The 17,565-nt window shown below is 37.7% G+C and carries 18 protein-coding genes and 1 other annotated feature; all 18 genes read right to left on the minus strand.

Features of this window, described 5'->3' with window-relative positions:
• Positions 1 to 40 precede the first annotated feature (40 nt).
• Positions 41 to 517 (minus strand): transcription elongation factor GreA, encoded by a 477-nt coding sequence (gene greA / locus RCG20_RS06160; protein ID WP_308183357.1) that lies wholly within the window; start codon positions 515 to 517, stop codon positions 41 to 43.
• Between the two features lie 172 nt (positions 518 to 689).
• Positions 690 to 1,325, minus strand: coding sequence for a uridine kinase (gene udk, locus RCG20_RS06165; RefSeq protein ID WP_308183358.1), 636 nt, complete (start codon positions 1,323 to 1,325; stop codon positions 690 to 692).
• Between the two features lies 1 nt (position 1,326).
• Positions 1,327 to 2,595 (minus strand): peptidase U32 family protein, encoded by a 1,269-nt coding sequence (locus tag RCG20_RS06170; RefSeq protein ID WP_308183359.1) that lies wholly within the window; start codon positions 2,593 to 2,595, stop codon positions 1,327 to 1,329.
• A 119-nt stretch (positions 2,596 to 2,714) separates the two neighbouring features.
• Entirely contained in the window at positions 2,715 to 3,644 is a 930-nt protein-coding gene (locus RCG20_RS06175; RefSeq protein ID WP_308183360.1) for a peptidase U32 family protein, read from the minus strand.
• Complete coding sequence (locus tag RCG20_RS06180) at positions 3,641 to 4,291, minus strand: O-methyltransferase (protein ID WP_308183361.1); 651 nt, start codon at positions 4,289 to 4,291, stop codon at positions 3,641 to 3,643. The genes RCG20_RS06175 and RCG20_RS06180 overlap by 4 nt, the downstream gene beginning before the upstream one ends.
• Positions 4,292 to 4,531: 240 nt before the next feature.
• A complete protein-coding gene (mltG, locus tag RCG20_RS06185) occupies positions 4,532 to 5,668 on the minus strand; it encodes an endolytic transglycosylase MltG (RefSeq protein WP_308183362.1) in 1,137 nt (378 codons plus the stop codon).
• A gap of 145 nt (positions 5,669 to 5,813) precedes the next feature.
• Positions 5,814 to 6,107 carry a DUF1292 domain-containing protein gene (locus RCG20_RS06190; RefSeq protein ID WP_308183363.1) on the minus strand — a complete coding sequence of 98 codons (294 nt, stop codon included), beginning with the start codon at positions 6,105 to 6,107 and terminating at the stop codon, positions 5,814 to 5,816.
• A gap of 12 nt (positions 6,108 to 6,119) precedes the next feature.
• The gene (ruvX, locus tag RCG20_RS06195) at positions 6,120 to 6,536 is read right to left on the minus strand and encodes a Holliday junction resolvase RuvX (protein ID WP_308183364.1); all 417 of its coding nucleotides are present in this window, start codon (positions 6,534 to 6,536) and stop codon (positions 6,120 to 6,122) included.
• Positions 6,537 to 6,538: 2 nt separating this feature from the next.
• The gene (locus RCG20_RS06200; protein ID WP_308183365.1) at positions 6,539 to 6,805 is read right to left on the minus strand and encodes an IreB family regulatory phosphoprotein; all 267 of its coding nucleotides are present in this window, start codon (positions 6,803 to 6,805) and stop codon (positions 6,539 to 6,541) included.
• A 76-nt stretch (positions 6,806 to 6,881) separates the two neighbouring features.
• Entirely contained in the window at positions 6,882 to 9,515 is a 2,634-nt protein-coding gene (gene alaS / locus RCG20_RS06205; protein ID WP_308183366.1) for an alanine--tRNA ligase, read from the minus strand.
• Positions 9,516 to 9,612: 97 nt separating this feature from the next.
• Positions 9,613 to 9,842, minus strand: a binding site (T-box leader).
• 50 nt (positions 9,843 to 9,892) lie between these two features.
• Positions 9,893 to 10,963: an AI-2E family transporter gene (locus RCG20_RS06210; RefSeq protein WP_308183367.1), complete on the minus strand. Its 1,071-nt coding sequence runs from the start codon at positions 10,961 to 10,963 to the stop codon at positions 9,893 to 9,895.
• Between the two features lie 112 nt (positions 10,964 to 11,075).
• Positions 11,076 to 11,210, minus strand: coding sequence for a YrzQ family protein (locus RCG20_RS06215; RefSeq protein ID WP_308183368.1), 135 nt, complete (start codon positions 11,208 to 11,210; stop codon positions 11,076 to 11,078).
• A 19-nt stretch (positions 11,211 to 11,229) separates the two neighbouring features.
• Entirely contained in the window at positions 11,230 to 11,421 is a 192-nt protein-coding gene (locus RCG20_RS06220) for a hypothetical protein (protein WP_308183369.1), read from the minus strand.
• A gap of 18 nt (positions 11,422 to 11,439) precedes the next feature.
• Positions 11,440 to 11,910 carry a PRC-barrel domain-containing protein gene (locus tag RCG20_RS06225; RefSeq protein WP_308183370.1) on the minus strand — a complete coding sequence of 157 codons (471 nt, stop codon included), beginning with the start codon at positions 11,908 to 11,910 and terminating at the stop codon, positions 11,440 to 11,442.
• Positions 11,911 to 11,941: 31 nt separating this feature from the next.
• Positions 11,942 to 14,359: an SF1B family DNA helicase RecD2 gene (locus RCG20_RS06230; protein WP_308183371.1), complete on the minus strand. Its 2,418-nt coding sequence runs from the start codon at positions 14,357 to 14,359 to the stop codon at positions 11,942 to 11,944.
• A 34-nt stretch (positions 14,360 to 14,393) separates the two neighbouring features.
• Positions 14,394 to 15,047 (minus strand): tetratricopeptide repeat protein, encoded by a 654-nt coding sequence (locus tag RCG20_RS06235; RefSeq protein ID WP_308183372.1) that lies wholly within the window; start codon positions 15,045 to 15,047, stop codon positions 14,394 to 14,396.
• Positions 15,048 to 15,247: 200 nt separating this feature from the next.
• Positions 15,248 to 16,366, minus strand: a complete 1,119-nt coding sequence (gene mnmA, locus RCG20_RS06240; RefSeq protein WP_308183373.1) for a tRNA 2-thiouridine(34) synthase MnmA — start codon at positions 16,364 to 16,366, stop codon at positions 15,248 to 15,250.
• 38 nt (positions 16,367 to 16,404) lie between these two features.
• On the minus strand, positions 16,405 to 17,547 hold the full coding sequence (locus RCG20_RS06245) for a cysteine desulfurase family protein (RefSeq protein ID WP_308183374.1): 1,143 nt from the start codon (positions 17,545 to 17,547) through the stop codon (positions 16,405 to 16,407).
• Between the last annotated feature and the right edge of the window lie 18 nt (positions 17,548 to 17,565).

The raw sequence follows: 17,565 nt of genomic DNA on the forward strand, positions 1-17,565 counted from the left end.
ACTTAAAAAATAAAGCGTTATCTATTTTTTTATACTTTAATTATTTTATTAAAACGATACGAACGCTCATTTCACCGCCTGGAGTTTGAACAGACACTTCGTCACCGACTTTTTTCCCGAGTAAGCTTTTAGCAATTGGAGAGTCATTTGAAATTTTCCCTTCAAATGGATCTGCTTCAGCACTACCAACAATCGTATATGTTTCTTCTTCGCCATTCGGAAGTTCGATAAATGTTACAGATCTTCCTAAACTAACTGCACCACTTGTTGATTCGCTTTCCTCAATAATTTTCGCATTGCGGATCATATTTTCTAATGTTGTTATACGACCTTCTACGAATGCTTGCTCTTCTTTTGCGGAATCATATTCAGAGTTTTCCGATAAATCACCAAAACTTCTCGCAATTTTTATCCGCTCTACTACTTCTTTACGTCGAACAGATTTTAAAAATTCAAGCTCTTGTGCCAGCTTATCTTTTCCAGCTTGTGTCATTGGAAATACCTTTTCTGTAGCCACAACTATTCACTCCTTCTAGTCTTCACAATCCCCCAAAGATTGTGTTCTAATTATGTACGGCATTATACCCTTCCTGGCATAATGCACAGGAGCGCGTCCTAGGGTAAGGGCGCGCAATGTAATTCAAATTTAATCTAAAATGAACCCTCTATTCTTTTCCTATGCTATTGTTTCATAAAAAAGACTTTTGTTCAAGAATTGTTTGAATTTTTGTGACCATTAAATCAATTGCCACATGGTTATGCCCGCCTTCTGGAATGATGATATCAGCATAACGCTTTGTAGGCTCAATGAATTGATTATGCATAGGGCGAACTACGTTCACATATTGTTCAATTACTGAATCCATTGTTCTTTTTCGCTCTTTAATATCACGCATTAACCGCCGAATTATTCTAAGATCAGCGTCTGTGTCAACATAGAGCTTAATGTCCATTAAATTACGGAGCCGCTCATCTTCAAGAACTAATATACCTTCTAAAATAATAACATCCTTTGGTTCGACTGGAATTACTTCACTTGACCTGGTGTGTATCGAATAATCGTACACTGGTTTAGATATTTGTTCATATCGTAAAAGTTGCTCAATATGTTGAATTAATAAATCATTGTCGAACGCGAGTGGATGGTCATAATTTGTTTTAAGCCTTTCCTCAAAAGGTAAATGGCTTTGATCCTTATAGTAATAATCCTGTTCAAGCATTAGGATAGAATGTCCCTTAAAGCTCTCGTAAATAGCTTTCGTTACACTCGTCTTTCCAGAGCCTGAACCACCGGTTACACCAATAACAACAGGTTTGCGTGACATGCTAGTTCTCCTTTCGCATCATGTTGTTAGGGTACACCGGCTTGTCCAATTTGAATTTTACAATTTGAAGCGGATGACGAGCTGCATCCAGTTCATTCCCATCTTCATCCCAAAGCTTATCAATAACATGAGTAAAATTATTAATTTCTGGTCCGAAGAACTCCACTTCACTTCCAGGTTTAAAATAATTTCGTTGCTGCAAGGTAACCATTTGTGATTCTTCGTTATAATCGATAACAAGTCCGACAAAGTCAAACTTTGTCTTCTTGCTATGATTACCAAACATTTGCTCTTTATACCCCGGAACACCTTCAAAAAATGCAGTTGCTGTTTCACGATTCGCACACTTGTCTAGCTCTTCAAGCCATTCCTTCTTTATAACAAAGTGATCTGGATCAGCACAATATGCATCAACCACTTTCCTATACACACTAACTACGGTTGCAATATAGTGGATTGATTTCATACGGCCTTCGATTTTTAAGCTATCAATCCCAAGTTCAATCATAGTTGGAATCGATTGAATCAAATTAAGGTCTTTCGGACTCATCGCGAAAGGTGAGTCTTCTACCTCAAATTGGGCTGTTTCATTTTGTCCTTCTAATTTGTACAAATCATAGTCCCAACGACAAGACTGGCAACAACCCCCGCGATTTGAATCTCTAGCTGTCATATGATTACTTAGCGTGCAACGGCCAGAATAGGCAATACACATAGCTCCATGAATGAAGGATTCAATTTCGATATCAACTTTTTCTTTCATTTCGCGAATTTCCTCTGCACTCGTTTCACGAGCTAATACCACTCGTTCAAGTCCTTCCTCTTTCCAAAATTGGGCTGCCTTCCAGTTGGTAAGAGATTGCTGTGTGCTAAGATGAATTTCAATTTCTGGTGCTACACGACGGCAGGTTTCAATAATGAGAGGGTCTGCAACTATTATTCCTGCAATCCCAGCCTCTTTCAACCCATGTAAGTATTCCTCTAAACCTGATATATTTTCATTATGTGCAAAAATATTTGTTGTCACATAAATTCTTGCTCCATATTTACGAGCAAACTCTACTCCTTCTTTCATTTCCTCAAAAGTAAAGTTATCTGCATTCGAACGAAGACCATACTCTTGGCCTCCGATAAATACGGCATCCGCCCCATAATGGACAGCAATTTTCAATTTTTCAAGATTGCCGGCAGGTGCAAGAAGTTCTGGCTTCTTAACGATTACACGTTTTCCATTTATCATATCTGAAATCTTATCTTTGACGGTACTCATGGCCAAAAACCTCCTTACAATTGTTGAAAATTTAAATCTTTTTGGAAATAGCTAATTGTCTTCTTGCCCCTTTAGTGAATAACTAGATGGAAAAACAATAATCTATGCGAACACAGCCTTTAATAAACAGTTTCCTTGAAAAAGAATCCTGTATCTAGTGGTCGATTTGGAGGCTGAATAGCCTCTATTTGCGATAGAAACTCTTCTTTTTGGCCCTCATATAAGTCTGGGTCCTCAAAAAATAAGTCAATAGCTTTTCGATATGCTTTTGTTACAGCAAGCAAGTATTCAGGGCTTTTTAGTAGTCCATCTATTTTAAATGTATCTACTCCAGCCTCTAACAAATCCTGTAGCTCATCAATGATACAAACATCATTAGGGCTCATGATATGTGTTCCATTTTCATCCTCGAAAATCGGATATTTGTTGTTTCGTTCCTTATCATGCAGAAACATATTTTCTTGTACTTTTCGATTTTCAATTTCCATGGATTCACCTTGAAATTCAAAATAATTTCCCAATAAAGACCGTTTTGATTGGAACATACACGTCATCCCATGGACAAGTACTTCGACTTCAACCTCTGCATTTTCCTTAATTTCCAGAATTGAATCCATATTGATTTCACGAGCAAGTACGGCCCTTGTAGAACCTTTTCTTCCCCAATAATTGCATGAATACCAGTTTGTTCCTGTTGTTTCCGTACTCCAATGGAGCTTCATATCAGGGGCTACTTCCCTAGCTGTCATTAAAACAGCTGGATCTCCAAAAAAAATGGCATCAGCATTTGTTTCTGATACAAATTGAATATAGTCCTTCAACTCTTCAATTTTATCATTATGGAAAATAGCATTCATCGCAACGTAAACCTTTTTTCCGTTTGAATGGCCAAGGTCAATTGCTTTTTTAACTGTCTCACGATCAAATTCACCAGCAAGACGCAAGCCATATCTTTGTTCACCTACCACAAATGCGTCTGCACCCGCTTTAGCAAGTGGCAAGATGTCATCAATGGTTACGGGAGTTACTAATAATTCTGGTTTATTCATTTCGTATCACCTCTTTTTCTACTAATGGCTACCCCATCTCCGACAGGCAAAATAATTGTGCTATATTCGGGATGATTCATTAACCAATAGTTAAATTCATCTATTTTTTTCACAAGATTTCTAGTTCGTTTAGATTCAATTTCCTTCTCACAAACAAGTCCTTTAAACAATACATTGTCTGTAATAATGACACCATCTTCTCTTAAATACTTGGAGTAAATTTCAAAGAATTTTTTGTATTGCCCTTTTGCAGCGTCAATAAAAATCGCATCAAATTGTGCATGTAATTGGATCTCTTCCTCTACTTCTAGAGCATCACCTTTTACAAGAATAATTTGATCATTCAATTGGGAACGATTGATAAATTCTTCTGCATGAAGGATACGTTCTTCATCCCGTTCTATCGTAATAATCTTCGTGTCAGGAAGTGCATAAGCCATTCTTAAAGCGGAATAACCTATTGCTGTTCCAACCTCAAGGATTTTATTTGAACCCTGTATTTTTAAAATTTGGAGCAATGCTTCAATTCCCGTAAGCTCCATGATAGGAATATTATGCTGTTTGGCAAAGCTCTCCATTTCAGAAAGCAATTCATTTCGGGCAGGTATTAGGCCCTCGATATAAGAATGCAACTTCTCATTTAACAAGCTGCCGTCACCTCTATCCTTTAGACATGAAAAAATAGCGTTCACAGAAAAGCAGCAGCATAATCGGATACGTTCCATCCAAATTATGCTATTAAAGGGCAGTGGTAGTCTGCATCCTCGCCATACAGTGAGTTACGCTATAGCTTGTACTATTTATTAAACACTTGAGCTATTTTAACACAAAACATGCATAAATCTCAACTCCCAACCAAAGTTGGAAGCAAGATTTGAAATCTACCATTATTTTTTACTGGAAATATGTTTTGCCTTTTCTTGATTATGTTCTTCCAATGTTTTTGTAAAAATGACACTGCCATCATTCGTTGCAAGAAAATAATAATAACTAGTTTCCGCAGGGTTTAGTGCAGCCTCAATAGACGATTTCCCAGAATTTGAAATAGGTCCGGGTGGAAGCCCATTATTTTTATAAGTATTATAAGGTGAGTTCACCTCTAAGTCTTGGTATAAGACCCGATCTTTATGCTTCCCTTGGGCATAGAGAACGGTTGGATCTGTTTGCAAGGGCATTCCCTTTTTAAGACGATTATAAAATACACTTGAAATATTATGACGATCTACTTTTCCAGTCGCCTCTTCTTCTATAAGAGAAGCCATTGTTACTAGCTGATGAACTGAAAGGTTCTTTTGTTTTCTTTGTTCTTGATAGGTAGCTAAAACAGATTTCGTTTTATCTAGCATTGATGCAACAATTTCATCCACTGAAAGATGTTGTTTATAAAACGGATACGTTGCAGGGTATAAATAACCTTCAAGAGGGTATTTTATCTTATTATTGAAAATTTCATTTGTTAATATGTCTGGGTATTTTGCTACTAGTGTTTTTAGGTAGGTTTTATCGTTCAATCGATTAAATACTTCATCATCCGATTTCTTTGTTGCTTTGGCAATAAGATGGGCAATTTCTTTTAATTGCTTTCCCTCTGGAACTGTAATTGCCACAATGGGTTTTTGCATCAACTTTCCTGTCTTTAAACGACTAACAATCTCAGAAATATTCATGGAAGGGCTAAAACGATATTCCCCAGCCATAAAGCCACTTTCATTCTTAAACTTCACATAGTATTTAAAAACCCTAGCATCTTTGATAATTCCCTTTAATTCTAATGTCTCACCAATTTTCGTGACTGACGAACCAATCGGAATTTCAACTTGTTTCTGCACTTTACTTTTAGGATCAACAGGTTTCATTGCTGACTTTATATAAAAGTATCCACCACTGACAATAATTGCAGCTACTAGAATAAGCAAAAGTGAAACGATCAATACGATTCTTCTGACAATCCTTACTTCACTTTGATGTTCCATAATTTTTTGTTGAATCAATTCTTTAGTTGCCTCTTTATCATTACTTGTCATTTAGGCTCCCCTCCCTTTTGACAGGATCATACATTTTCTTTAGTATAATTCTCAATGTAATTATTTGAGCATACAGGATGAAAAATGTCAATTCAACACGAAAAGGATGGCCCTTTGGGTCATCCTTTCCTGTTTATTTTACTAATTATTCTTCCTCGTCATCTTTTTCTTCAAGGAAGGTATTTAACATTTCTTCAATCATATCCCATTCCTCATCGGTTTCGATTGGCATTAATTCGCCATCTTCACCGTCTTCAGTAGGCATGAAAGCTGAAGCATGAATTTCAATATCATCTGCATCGTCTTCTTCTGCTCCAACAGGATAATAGAGTACATATGATTTACCGAAATCTTCTGAGTCAAATGTGAAAAGCACTTCACATAATTGTTCATTACCGTCTTCATCTACAACTGTTATATTATTTTCTCCGTGTTCCATATCTTCACCTCATTAATTTTTACTATCAAGAAAGCCTTGTAAAATCAGTACTGCCGCTAGTTTATCAATAACTTTTTTTCTTTTCTTCCTGCTTACATCTGCTTCTAATAAAACCCTCTCCGCAGCCATTGTTGTTAGGCGCTCGTCCCACAATACGGTTGGCAAAGAGAATCTCTGTTCAATCTCATTTGCGAACTGCTTGCTTGCCTCTCCACGTGGACCAATTGTTCCATTCATGTTTTTTGGAAAGCCAATGACTACTTGACTTACTTGATACTCTTTTATTATTTCACCAATTTCCTCGAAACCAAACTCCGATTTCTCCTCATTGATTTTTAAAGTTTTCAGCCCCTGTGCTGTCCACCCTAATTCATCGCTGAGTGCGATACCGACTGTCTTCGAGCCGACATCTAGTCCCAATATACGCATGATTAGCCCTCTCGTTGCTGTTTTAGATAGGATTTTACGAGCTCCTCGATAATTTCATCGCGTTCGAGCTTTCTAATAATGTTACGGGCATCTTGATGACGTGGAATGTAAGCTGGATCACCAGATAAAAGGTAGCCTACAATTTGATTGATCGGATTATATCCTTTTTCCTGCAAGGCATTATACACTTTTAAAAGAACGTCATTCACATTATGTTCAAAAGGCTCTTCAGGAAAATTAAATCGCATCGTTTTGTCAAATGAGCTCATTTTATGCACCTCGCAATTTTAGATAGAGGAGTATATTGTAAACATTACCTTCATATTACACTACTTTATCCTATTATCAAATCGTTTTTACCCATTCATCGACAAATTGTAGTGCATTGTCGAGATTTTGTGGATCTTTTCCCCCGGCTTGTGCCATATCTGGCCTGCCTCCACCACTGCCGCCGCATTTCGCAGCAACTTCTTTTACTAATTTACCTGCATGATATCCCTTTTCAATTAGATCTTTTGTTACAACTGCAATTAAATTGACTTTCTCCGAGTCAGAACTTCCCAAAACGATTATGGCTGATCCAAGTTTCTGCTTAATATCATCTGCCATATTTCTTAGGTTATTCATATCTACATCATTAACCTTTGCAGTCAGAACAGTAACTCCATTGATTTCTTTTGCATTAGCGATAAGATTGCCAGCCTCAATATTACCAAGCTTTGCAGTCAGCGATTCATTTTCACGCTGCAAGTGCCTTGTTTCTTGAAGCATTCCTTCAATGCGACTAACAATCTCTCTTGGATTTGTTTTGAGTTTTTCAGCTGCTTCCTTTAAAAGCCCAACCTGCTCATTTAATAAATGGTAGGCTGATTCACCAGTTACACCCTCAATTCTTCTTATACCCGCTCCAATTCCACTTTCTGAAACAATTTTAAATAAACCAATAACCGATGTATTTGGAACATGGCATCCACCACAAAGTTCAAGACTGTAATCGCCTACCTGAACAACCCGGACAATCTTCCCATACTTCTCTCCAAATAGCGCCATTGCTCCCATTTCTTTCGCTTCTGCAATCGGTTTTAAATCGATTTGCACTTGGATATTCCGCCAGATTTTTTCATTTACAATTCTTTCAACTTGTTCAAGTTCTTCTGGCTTCACTTGGCCAAAGTGCGAAAAGTCAAAGCGGAATCGATCAGGTTCAACTAATGACCCTGCCTGGTTGACATGTGTTCCAAGCACATCCTTTAAAGCCTGATGCAATAAGTGTGTAGCAGTATGGTTCTTAATAATCTTTCCACGATTGGTTTCGTTAATGGTTGCAACAACTTGTTGGTTTGTTTTTAAAGTACCTGATTCAACCATGACCTTATGCAGATTTTGACCATTAGGAGCTTTTTGGACATCTTTAACAATAACCTTTACCCCTGGGCCTTCAAGTGTTCCGCGGTCAGCAATCTGGCCACCACTTTCAGCGTAGAAAGGAGTGACATCAAGTATCAGCTGAACTTCTTCCCCGCTTTTAGCTTCCTCTATAGGTTCACCATTTTGGACGATAGCTAAAACAGTTGAACTTGTTACAAGCTGGTCATAACCAATAAATTTACTTTCTACCTTGATATCACCTAGCACTCCACCTTGAACCTGCATGGAATCGACATCCTGCCGAGCAGAACGGGCACGCTCACGCTGAAGCTCCATCTCAGATTCAAAACCAACATGGTCTACCTTCATACCTTCTTCTTCACCATATTCCTCTGTTAACTCAACAGGGAAGCCATAAGTGTCGTAAAGACGGAATACATCAGCACCAGCAATCGTGTTATTGCCTTTTTCTTTTTCTTTCTTAATAACGCTTTCTAAGATAGCTAAACCTTCATGTAACGTTTCATGGAAACGCTCTTCTTCGCTCTTTATCACTTTTTGAACAAAATCTGTTTTTTCTTTTACTTCTGGATAGAAATCAGCCATAATTTCACCCACAACCGAAACTAGTTCATACATAAAAGGTCGATTGATATTAATTTGTTTTGCATATCTAACTGCACGGCGAAGTAACCGACGTAACACGTATCCACGTCCTTCATTTGAAGGTAGTGCACCATCTGCTACAGCAAATGCCACCGTACGAATGTGGTCAGCAATTACTTTAAATGCAACATCTTTTTCTTTGTCAACTCCATATTTCACACTGGAAATTTCTTCAGTTACGCGGATAATAGGCATAAATAAATCTGTTTCAAAGTTTGTTGGGACATTTTGAACAACAGAAGCCATTCGCTCCAATCCCATTCCGGTATCAATATTTTTCTTTGGTAGCGGAGTATACGTTCCGTCTGGATTATGATTGAATTGGGAAAAAACAAGATTCCATACTTCCAAATAACGGTCATTTTCACCGCCAGGATATAATTCTGGATCTGTTAAGTCATTCCCGTATTCCGGGCCACGATCATAAAAAATTTCGGTATTAGGTCCACTTGGCCCCTCACCAATATCCCAGAAATTCCCTTCCAAACGAATGATTCTCTCTTCAGGAATTCCTACTTTTTTATTCCATATTTCAAATGCTTCATGATCCTCTGGGTGGATGGTTACAGAAAGTAGCTCCTTATCAAAACCAATCCATTTTTTATCCGTTAAAAATTCCCATGCCCACTCGATAGCTTCTACTTTAAAGTACTCACCAATAGAAAAGTTGCCGAGCATTTCAAAAAAGGTATGATGGCGAGCTGTTTTTCCCACATTTTCGATATCATTTGTACGAATCGACTTTTGGGCATTTGTAATTCTTGGGTTAGCGGGAATTACACGACCATCAAAGTATTTCTTTAATGTTGCTACACCACTGTTGATCCATAGTAATGACGGGTCATCATGTGGTACAAGTGGTGCACTTGGTTCAACGGTATGTCCTTTTTCCTTGAAAAAGTCTAAAAACATTTTGCGTATTTCTGATCCAGATAAATTTTTCATATCGTTTTACCTCCTCTATTTTTCGGGCAATGTTAACTACTCTATAAATTAACAAAGCCACTTTTTTAAAAATGAACACAAAAAAGCCCCTATCCCTAACAGGGACGAGGAGCTTACTCGCGGTACCACCCTGATTATGGATACAAAATATCTGTATCCATCTCTCAAAATGCCGTAACGTGGCTAAGACGGCAGTGATTAGCTGCACTCCAGATTAGCTTTCTGTTATCCTTCATCTAAAGCTCCTTTCAGCCAAGGGAGCTCCTCTCTTACGTGCAGCGGCACTGTAGATGGACTATAACATACTTAATCCTTCACCATTTTGACTTTTCAATATCTATAGCCGAATTATAGCCAGACGAATAAAATTTGTCAAATTATGCTTTTGGTTTTCCATGGATAAAATGGTCTTTCCCATGGACAATAGCCACCCTAAGCACGACCAACACTGGAACTGCAAGAATGAGCCCCATGATTCCTCCTACTTCTCCACCAGCTGTAAGTGCTAGCATAATCATTAGCGGGTGCATATGAAGACTTTTTCCAACAATATAGGGTGAAAGGATATTCCCTTCAAGGAACTGAAGAATAAAAATAATCACAGTTGTGACGATAACTAATTTTACCGACATCGTTGCAGCTATGATAACTGCTGGAACAGCACCAATAATTGGACCAAAATAGGGAATTACATTTGTCACTCCGATGATGATCCCCAAAAGGAGTGGATATTTTAAATGAAAAATCCAAAAAAGGGAGGCTGCAATTCCACCGATAATGATACAGACCAAAAGCTGCCCCCTTATATAACTTCCCAAGGACTCATCCACATCTCTTATAAATTGAATTCCCTTTTTGCGCCAGCTTTTCGGTGTTAAATACCAAACTGCCCTTTTAATGAGTTGAAAATCCTTTAACATATAAAAGGCAATGAATGGAATAAGCATAATAACTAAAGCAGAATTTAAAAACCTAAGCAAAAAGCCAATTAAGACGGTTAAAAGGGTATCTAATTTTCTTTCAAACGCATCGATGCCATCATTCATTTTCCCTTGAAGACCATCGGGCCATTCTGCTGTATGTGTTTGAATTTTTCCAATCCAGCTACGGTATTCTTGAGCAAATATTGGAGCATTTTCAGACAAATCCTTTAACTGTGCAATAAAAGCTGGAATTCCTTTATACAACGAAATTCCAATCCCACCAAAAAAAAGAACATAAATTAAAAATATAGCAAATCCCCTATGAAGCCCTTTTTCATGGAGCTTTTCAACAATTGGATGCAATAAATAAGTGATGAAACCACCAATTATAAAAGGGATGAGGATAATTCCAACTACTTTAATGATTGGTATCCAAACAAATCTAATTTTTAACAGTACATAAATGGCGACTAATAAAAGGAGAAGAAATCCAATGCGATAATACCATTTCATTCGAATATCCATTAATGCCACCTCAGTACCTATTTTTAGAGGAAATCGTTGGAATTATTCAGAAAGTTGCCCCACAGTGAGACCAGATTTATAAAATCCCCCTCAAGCTGAGGGGGATTTTCGATTATGTTAGTGAACGCTTAATTTTCTTTTGCCACCGTTTCATTTGGCGATTCGACATTATATCATTTCTTTGAGCCAGATTGTATGCAGCCATACCAGCACCAAATGCAAGCACAGAAGTCACCATTTTATTCATGCGTTTCACCTCTTTTTTGTTAAAGAGTGTAACGACGCTCTTCCTCTTCAAATAGATCATCTAACGAACTTAGCGTGCCATCTTCTTCTACCTGATGGGTATAAATAAGGCCCTTTGTTACAGATAGTTCAATAAAACAGTTCCAGCAATAGTATTGGTTAATGCCTATTTTCCCAATATCTTTGCTTGCACAATTTGGACACTTTAACATGGTAAGACACCTCACGTATTATTTTACGTCTACAATAATGGCATCTTCTCCAATCGTTGGAGGAATTTCAGGATTAATAACCTGCTTTCCTTCCGAAATATCCGTAAAGAAGCCATCCGTAATTTCGTATCCTACGATTGTGCCCTTTTCCTCTAAGAAATATACATCTTGCAACAATCCAAGTGACTCTCCACTTGTTGATATCAACATTTTTCCATTGATGGAATGTTGATGTGCAAATGTGTATTCCGGATCTGTTTTTATTTTTTCCATCTGATTTAACCCGTTAATCATTATCCCATCCCAGCCGAAAGAGGCAACCTTATCTATCGCAAGAAAAAATGTTTGCTTAAAGAGAACGCCCTTTTTGACTAATAAACCCTTTACCATTCCATTGTTTGTTAAACACAAATCACAAATTTCACCAATCTTTGACCCATCATTTTGATCATAGACCGGCTGCCCTTTTAATAATGAAAATGTCCGCAAAGTGACCCCACCTCTCCGAACATTTATAGTCTCAGCTATTTGTCATAAAATCATAAGGGGAAACGTTTTCCATTCCTATAAGTGGGTCAGTCCTCATAATTTCGTCTTCATAGGAAATATCTGCTTTGCAATTTTCATTTTCATCTTTCTCACTTAACGGTTTGACAGTGATCGCATTTTGAAGCTTTTCACATAAAGTTGTCTGTCTTTTTTCCTCATCTGCTCTTTCTACTCCAATACGAAGTGCTTCCTCTTCCCCACATAAAATAAGAAATTGTTTACTTCTTGTTATCGCTGTATAAATTAAATTTCTTCTTAACATACGATAGTAGCTTCGCGACACAGGTAGAATGACGATCGGAAATTCGCTTCCTTGCGATTTATGTACTGAACAACAATAGGCATGCGTAATTTGATTTAAGTCTTGACGTGTGTACGTAACTTCTGTACCTTCAAACGATATGATAACCATATCCTGTTTTTCTATATTTTCCCGACTATAAAAAATGGAAACAATTTCACCGATATCACCATTAAAGACATTACTCTCCGGTTGATTAACCAGTTGTAGTACCTTATCCCCTATCCGGTATTTTACATCTCCAAAAGATATCTCTTTTCTTGTTCCATCAGGATTTGGGTTAAAAATTTCCTGCAGTAAAACATTTAAGCGATCAATCCCTGCAGGACCCTTGTACATCGGGGCTAACACTTGGATATTCTTAGCTGAATACCCTTTATTCTTGGCATTAAGAGCTACCTTTTCAACAACCTGGGCAAGCTGTGCTGAGGAGCACTTTATAAACGAACGGTCGGTCTGTTGGACAGAGATATCTGCTGGCAAAGTTCCCCTTTTAATTTCATGGGCAAGCTTGATAATGGAGGAGCCTTCCGCCTGCCGATAAATATCCGTAAGCCTTACCGTCGGAATCCGGTCTGATTTTAATAAATCTTTCAAAACTTGCCCAGGGCCGACTGAAGGCAATTGGTCTTCATCACCAACAAGGATAACTTGAATATTTTCAGGTAGGGCCTTGAATAACTGATTGGCAAGCCAAATATCGACCATGGAGCTTTCATCTACAATAATTATTTTTCCTTCAAGCGTGTTTGCATCATCATTGTCAAAGCCAGCAGATCCGTTAAATCCAAGTAACCGGTGAATCGTAACAGCAGGGAGTCCTGTCGATTCACTCATCCGCTTCGCCGCTCTACCCGTTGGTGCACAAAGTAATATTGGAAATGCCTCGTTTTTTTTATGGTACTCCTTTGGTTCTAACGAACAGCCATGCAATTCTGCGTATAGTTCTACAATACCTTTTATGACCGTTGTTTTCCCAGTTCCTGGACCACCTGTTAAAATGAGCATTGGCGACATTAATGCTGTTTGAATGGCATCTTTTTGCGTCGGGGCGTACTGAACACCTAATCGTTCTTCTAAATTCCCTAAGGCGAGTAAAAACTCGGACTCTGGGAATTGTTCCACATATTCAGTTTTCTCTAAGATCCGATCAATGTTTGTCACAAGGCCTTTTTCAGCATAATACAAGGATGGCAAATAAATACGCTGTTCTTCGACTACAAGCTTGCCTTCTTCACCAACCTTGATGATCTCATTTGAAATATCAAGAAATTCGATTTTGTCTCGCTTATTTTCTTCAAGTAACTGTTGAACTTTTTCCAATAAATCTTTTGTGTCCAAGTAAACATGTCCACTTTGCATACTTTCACTTTCAAGTGTATACAGACATGCTGCTTTAATTCGGTCAGAATGGCTTCCAGAAATCCCAAGCTGAAAACCAAGTTCGTCTGCCCGTCCAAATCCGATCCCTTCAATATCTTCCACTAGTTGATAAGGGTTTTTCTGAATGATGTCTAGTGTTTCTTCTTTATAAGCTTGATAAATTCGCATTGAAAGTTGTGGTCCAAAGCCATATTGGTTTAATGCAACCATCACTTGTTCAAGCCCTTGATGCTCCATTAATGTATCATAGAGCATTTTTGCTTTTTCTGGAGGAAGCTTGGGAACAGAATCAAGTAGGGAAGGTTGATTAAGAATTTTCGATATGGCATTTTCGCCAAGAGTCTCAACAATTTTTTCCGCTGTTTTTTTCCCAATTCCTTTAAACATTTCACTTGATAAGTATGCCGCAACTCCTTGCTTAGTTTGCGGAATATCTTTGCGAAAATGATTAGCTTGAAATTGCATTCCAAACTTCGGATGATCTTTAAATTCACCGAAAAAGACGTACGTTTCTTGCTCATGAATTTTTGGAAAATAACCAGTTATAACAGCTTCTTTATCCTCATATTTATCATTTGTTTCTTCTACACGAATTCTTAATACCGAATAAAAGTTTTCGTTATTATGAAAAATTGTAACAAGATGTTTTCCTTTTACAAATTTCCCTTGCTCAGCAAATAAATCCATTGAGTCCTGTTGGTTCATGATCGTTCCCTCCCTTCCACAGAATATTTACCAATTAAATACCTTTTTCCATTATCTTTTTTCCATACCCAGCCAAAATATGATCTGGTTGAATTTCAAGTGCATGATTAAACATCTCTAAAGCCTTTATAGAATCTTCTTTAAATCCATATGCAACCCCTAAATTATAGTAAGCATCAGAATGTGCCTGATCTATTTTTAGACAATCCATGAATTGAATAATCGCTTCATCAATTAATTCTTGTTGAGCAAGACATAATCCATATTGGAAATGGGCTTCTGCATCTTGATCGTTAAGCTCAACACTTCTTTGTAAATAAGGGAGAGCGAGCCTTCCTTTTTCAAGTTGCACTAGTGTTAACCCGAGCATAAAGTAATTGTCACTTGTTTCAAGCCCTTTTCTCATTGCCAATTCAAACATATCTTTTGAACGATCAAATTGTTCATTACTGAAGTATATATTGCCTAGGCTGTAATAGGCAGCTGCTGCATTTTCATCTATCATGATTGCTTTTTCGTAAAATTTGATTGCCTTTTCTTCCTGACCAACTGCAGAAAGGACATTTCCAAAATTGATATATCCAACCGCATCCTTTGGATTTTCCGCAATCGCTTCATTAAAGGCCTTTGCAGCATCGGACCAGTTTCCATCCTGCATAAATTGAACACCTAATTGGTTTTTATCCATTTACTATCCACTCCGTTCATCAATTGAAGTATACCATATTTCCTTTTTGACATTAAAAATGAATATGAAAAACTGCTACTACTAGAAATTGAATTATAAATTCAACAAGAGTCCCAAAACTAAAAAAGTGAGTTGTGTTAAATATAATTGCATCACAAATAAAAACCCCGTACTCCTTTTGGAGAAACCGGGGTGTGTTCTTATCCAACATACGTTAGTCGTTCACCATTTTTAAAGACTTTATCAATCGTTCCACCACCAAGGCATTCATCTCCATCGTAGAAGACAACAGCTTGTCCAGGGGTAACAGCTCTAATTTGTTCATGGAACAGAACTTCTGTCTTATTGCCTTCTAAAAGGCGGACGGTCACTCTATGATCCTCCTGACGGTAACGGAATTTAGCCGTACACTCAAATTCCTCAGGCTTTTCCAAATTTGAAACCCAACTAATGCTATCAGCAATAATAGAATCAGAATAGAGCATTTCATTGTGAAATCCTTGACCCACATAGAGAATATTTTTCTTTAAATCCTTCCCTATCGAAAACCATGGTTCACCTGCACCACCAATTCCAAGGCCATGTCTTTGACCAATCGTATAGTACATTAAACCATCATGACTCCCCTTAACTTCTCCATCAAATGTTTCCATCGTTCCGGGTTGGGCAGGGAGATATTGACTCAAGAAGCCTTTAAAATTACGCTCCCCGATAAAGCAAATTCCGGTACTATCCTTTTTAGTAGCTGTTGCGAGGTTCGCTTCTTTCGCAATTTCCCGTACTTTTGCTTTTTCAAGTTCCCCGATTGGGAAAAGAACTTTACTTAATTGATCCTGTGATAATTGATTCAAAAAATAGGTTTGGTCTTTGTTTTCATCGAGACCGCGGAGCATTTTGTATTCCTCGTCCCTAAACACAACCTGCGCATAATGACCTGTTGCAAGATAATCGGCACCTAAATTTATGGCATGCTCTAAAAATGCTTTAAATTTGATTTCTTTATTACACATTACATCCGGATTTGGGGTTCGTCCAGCCTTATACTCATCAAGGAAATAAGTAAACACCTTGTCCCAATATTGTTTTTCAAAATTAACGGCATAGTAAGGAATTCCGATTTGATTGCAAACACGAATGACATCGTTATAATCTTCCGTTGCAGTACAAACGCCAAATTCATTCGTATCATCCCAGTTTTTCATGAAAATTCCAATCACATCGTAACCTTGCTGTTTTAAAAGAAGTGCTGCAACCGAGGAATCGACTCCACCAGACATTCCAACAACAACTCTTGTATTTTTCGGATCTTTTCTTTCCATCTCTCTTCACCTACTTCTGTTAAAAAATACACTATAATCTATTTTTTCAAGCGTGTAACAATTCGCACTAGTTCATGAGCAACTCTTAGAATTTGCTCTTTTGTAGTGTTTAAGCCAAAACTAAAACGAATCGAATTGATAAGCCGCTCTGATTCATTTCCAAACATTGCAACAAGGACATGGGAGGGTTTAATCGAACCTGCAGTACAAGCAGAGCCGCTAGATACAGCAATTCCAGCTAAATCAAGGTTCACAAGCATAGACTCCACATTTGTGTCAGGAAAACTTAAGTTTAATACATGCGGCATAGAATTTTCAAGTGATCCGTTTACGTTAAATTTAATTTTTTGTGTTTGAAGTTCATTGATTAACAAGTCCTTAAATTCTTTAAACTTTTCTCTTTTCGTCGAACGCTCCTCTTGAGCAATCAAAACAGCTTCACTTAGCCCTATAATCGACGCAATATCTTCAGTTCCTGCTCGTCTTTTCCGTTCCTGATCTCCTCCAAATGAACGAGGAACTAACTTAACATTTTCCCGTGCAAAGAGGAAGCCTGTTCCCTTTGGTCCGTTTACTTTATGAGCTGATACTGATAATAAATCAATGAAGCTTTCATTCACATTAATATTTTCAATACCATATGCTTGGACAGCATCCGTGTGTAATATAGCTTGATGTTCCTTTAACAAATGGCCAATATCCTTTATTGGCTGTAAGGTCCCTACTTCATTATTACCATACATAATTGAAACGAGAATTGTATCATCTTTTAAAGCAGACTTAAAATCTTCTAGTGATATTCTTCCCGTTTCATCTACAGGTAAATAGGTTACTTCAAAGCCCATTCTTTCAAGCTTTTGACAGGCATGGAGGACAGCATGATGTTCAACCTGTGTCGTAATGATATGTTTTCCTTGATGTTGGTAGCTTTCTGCAACACCAAACAATGCCATATTATCTGCTTCTGTTCCCCCACTTGTAAAAATAATTTCTGATTCCTTTGCACCGATACTCTTTGCTATAGTTTCTCGAGATTGGTCTAATAAATAGCGAGCATCCCTTCCAAACGAATGGATGCTTGACGGATTACCAAAATTTGATTTCATCACTTCAAGCATTTTTTCTGCAACTTTTGGATGCATCGGCGTTGTTGCAGCATGGTCAAGGTAAATACGTTCCATTAAATGCACCTTCTATCC

This window comes from Neobacillus sp. PS3-40 (assembly GCF_030915485.1).
Taxonomy (GTDB): domain Bacteria; phylum Bacillota; class Bacilli; order Bacillales; family Cytobacillaceae; genus JAUZPL01.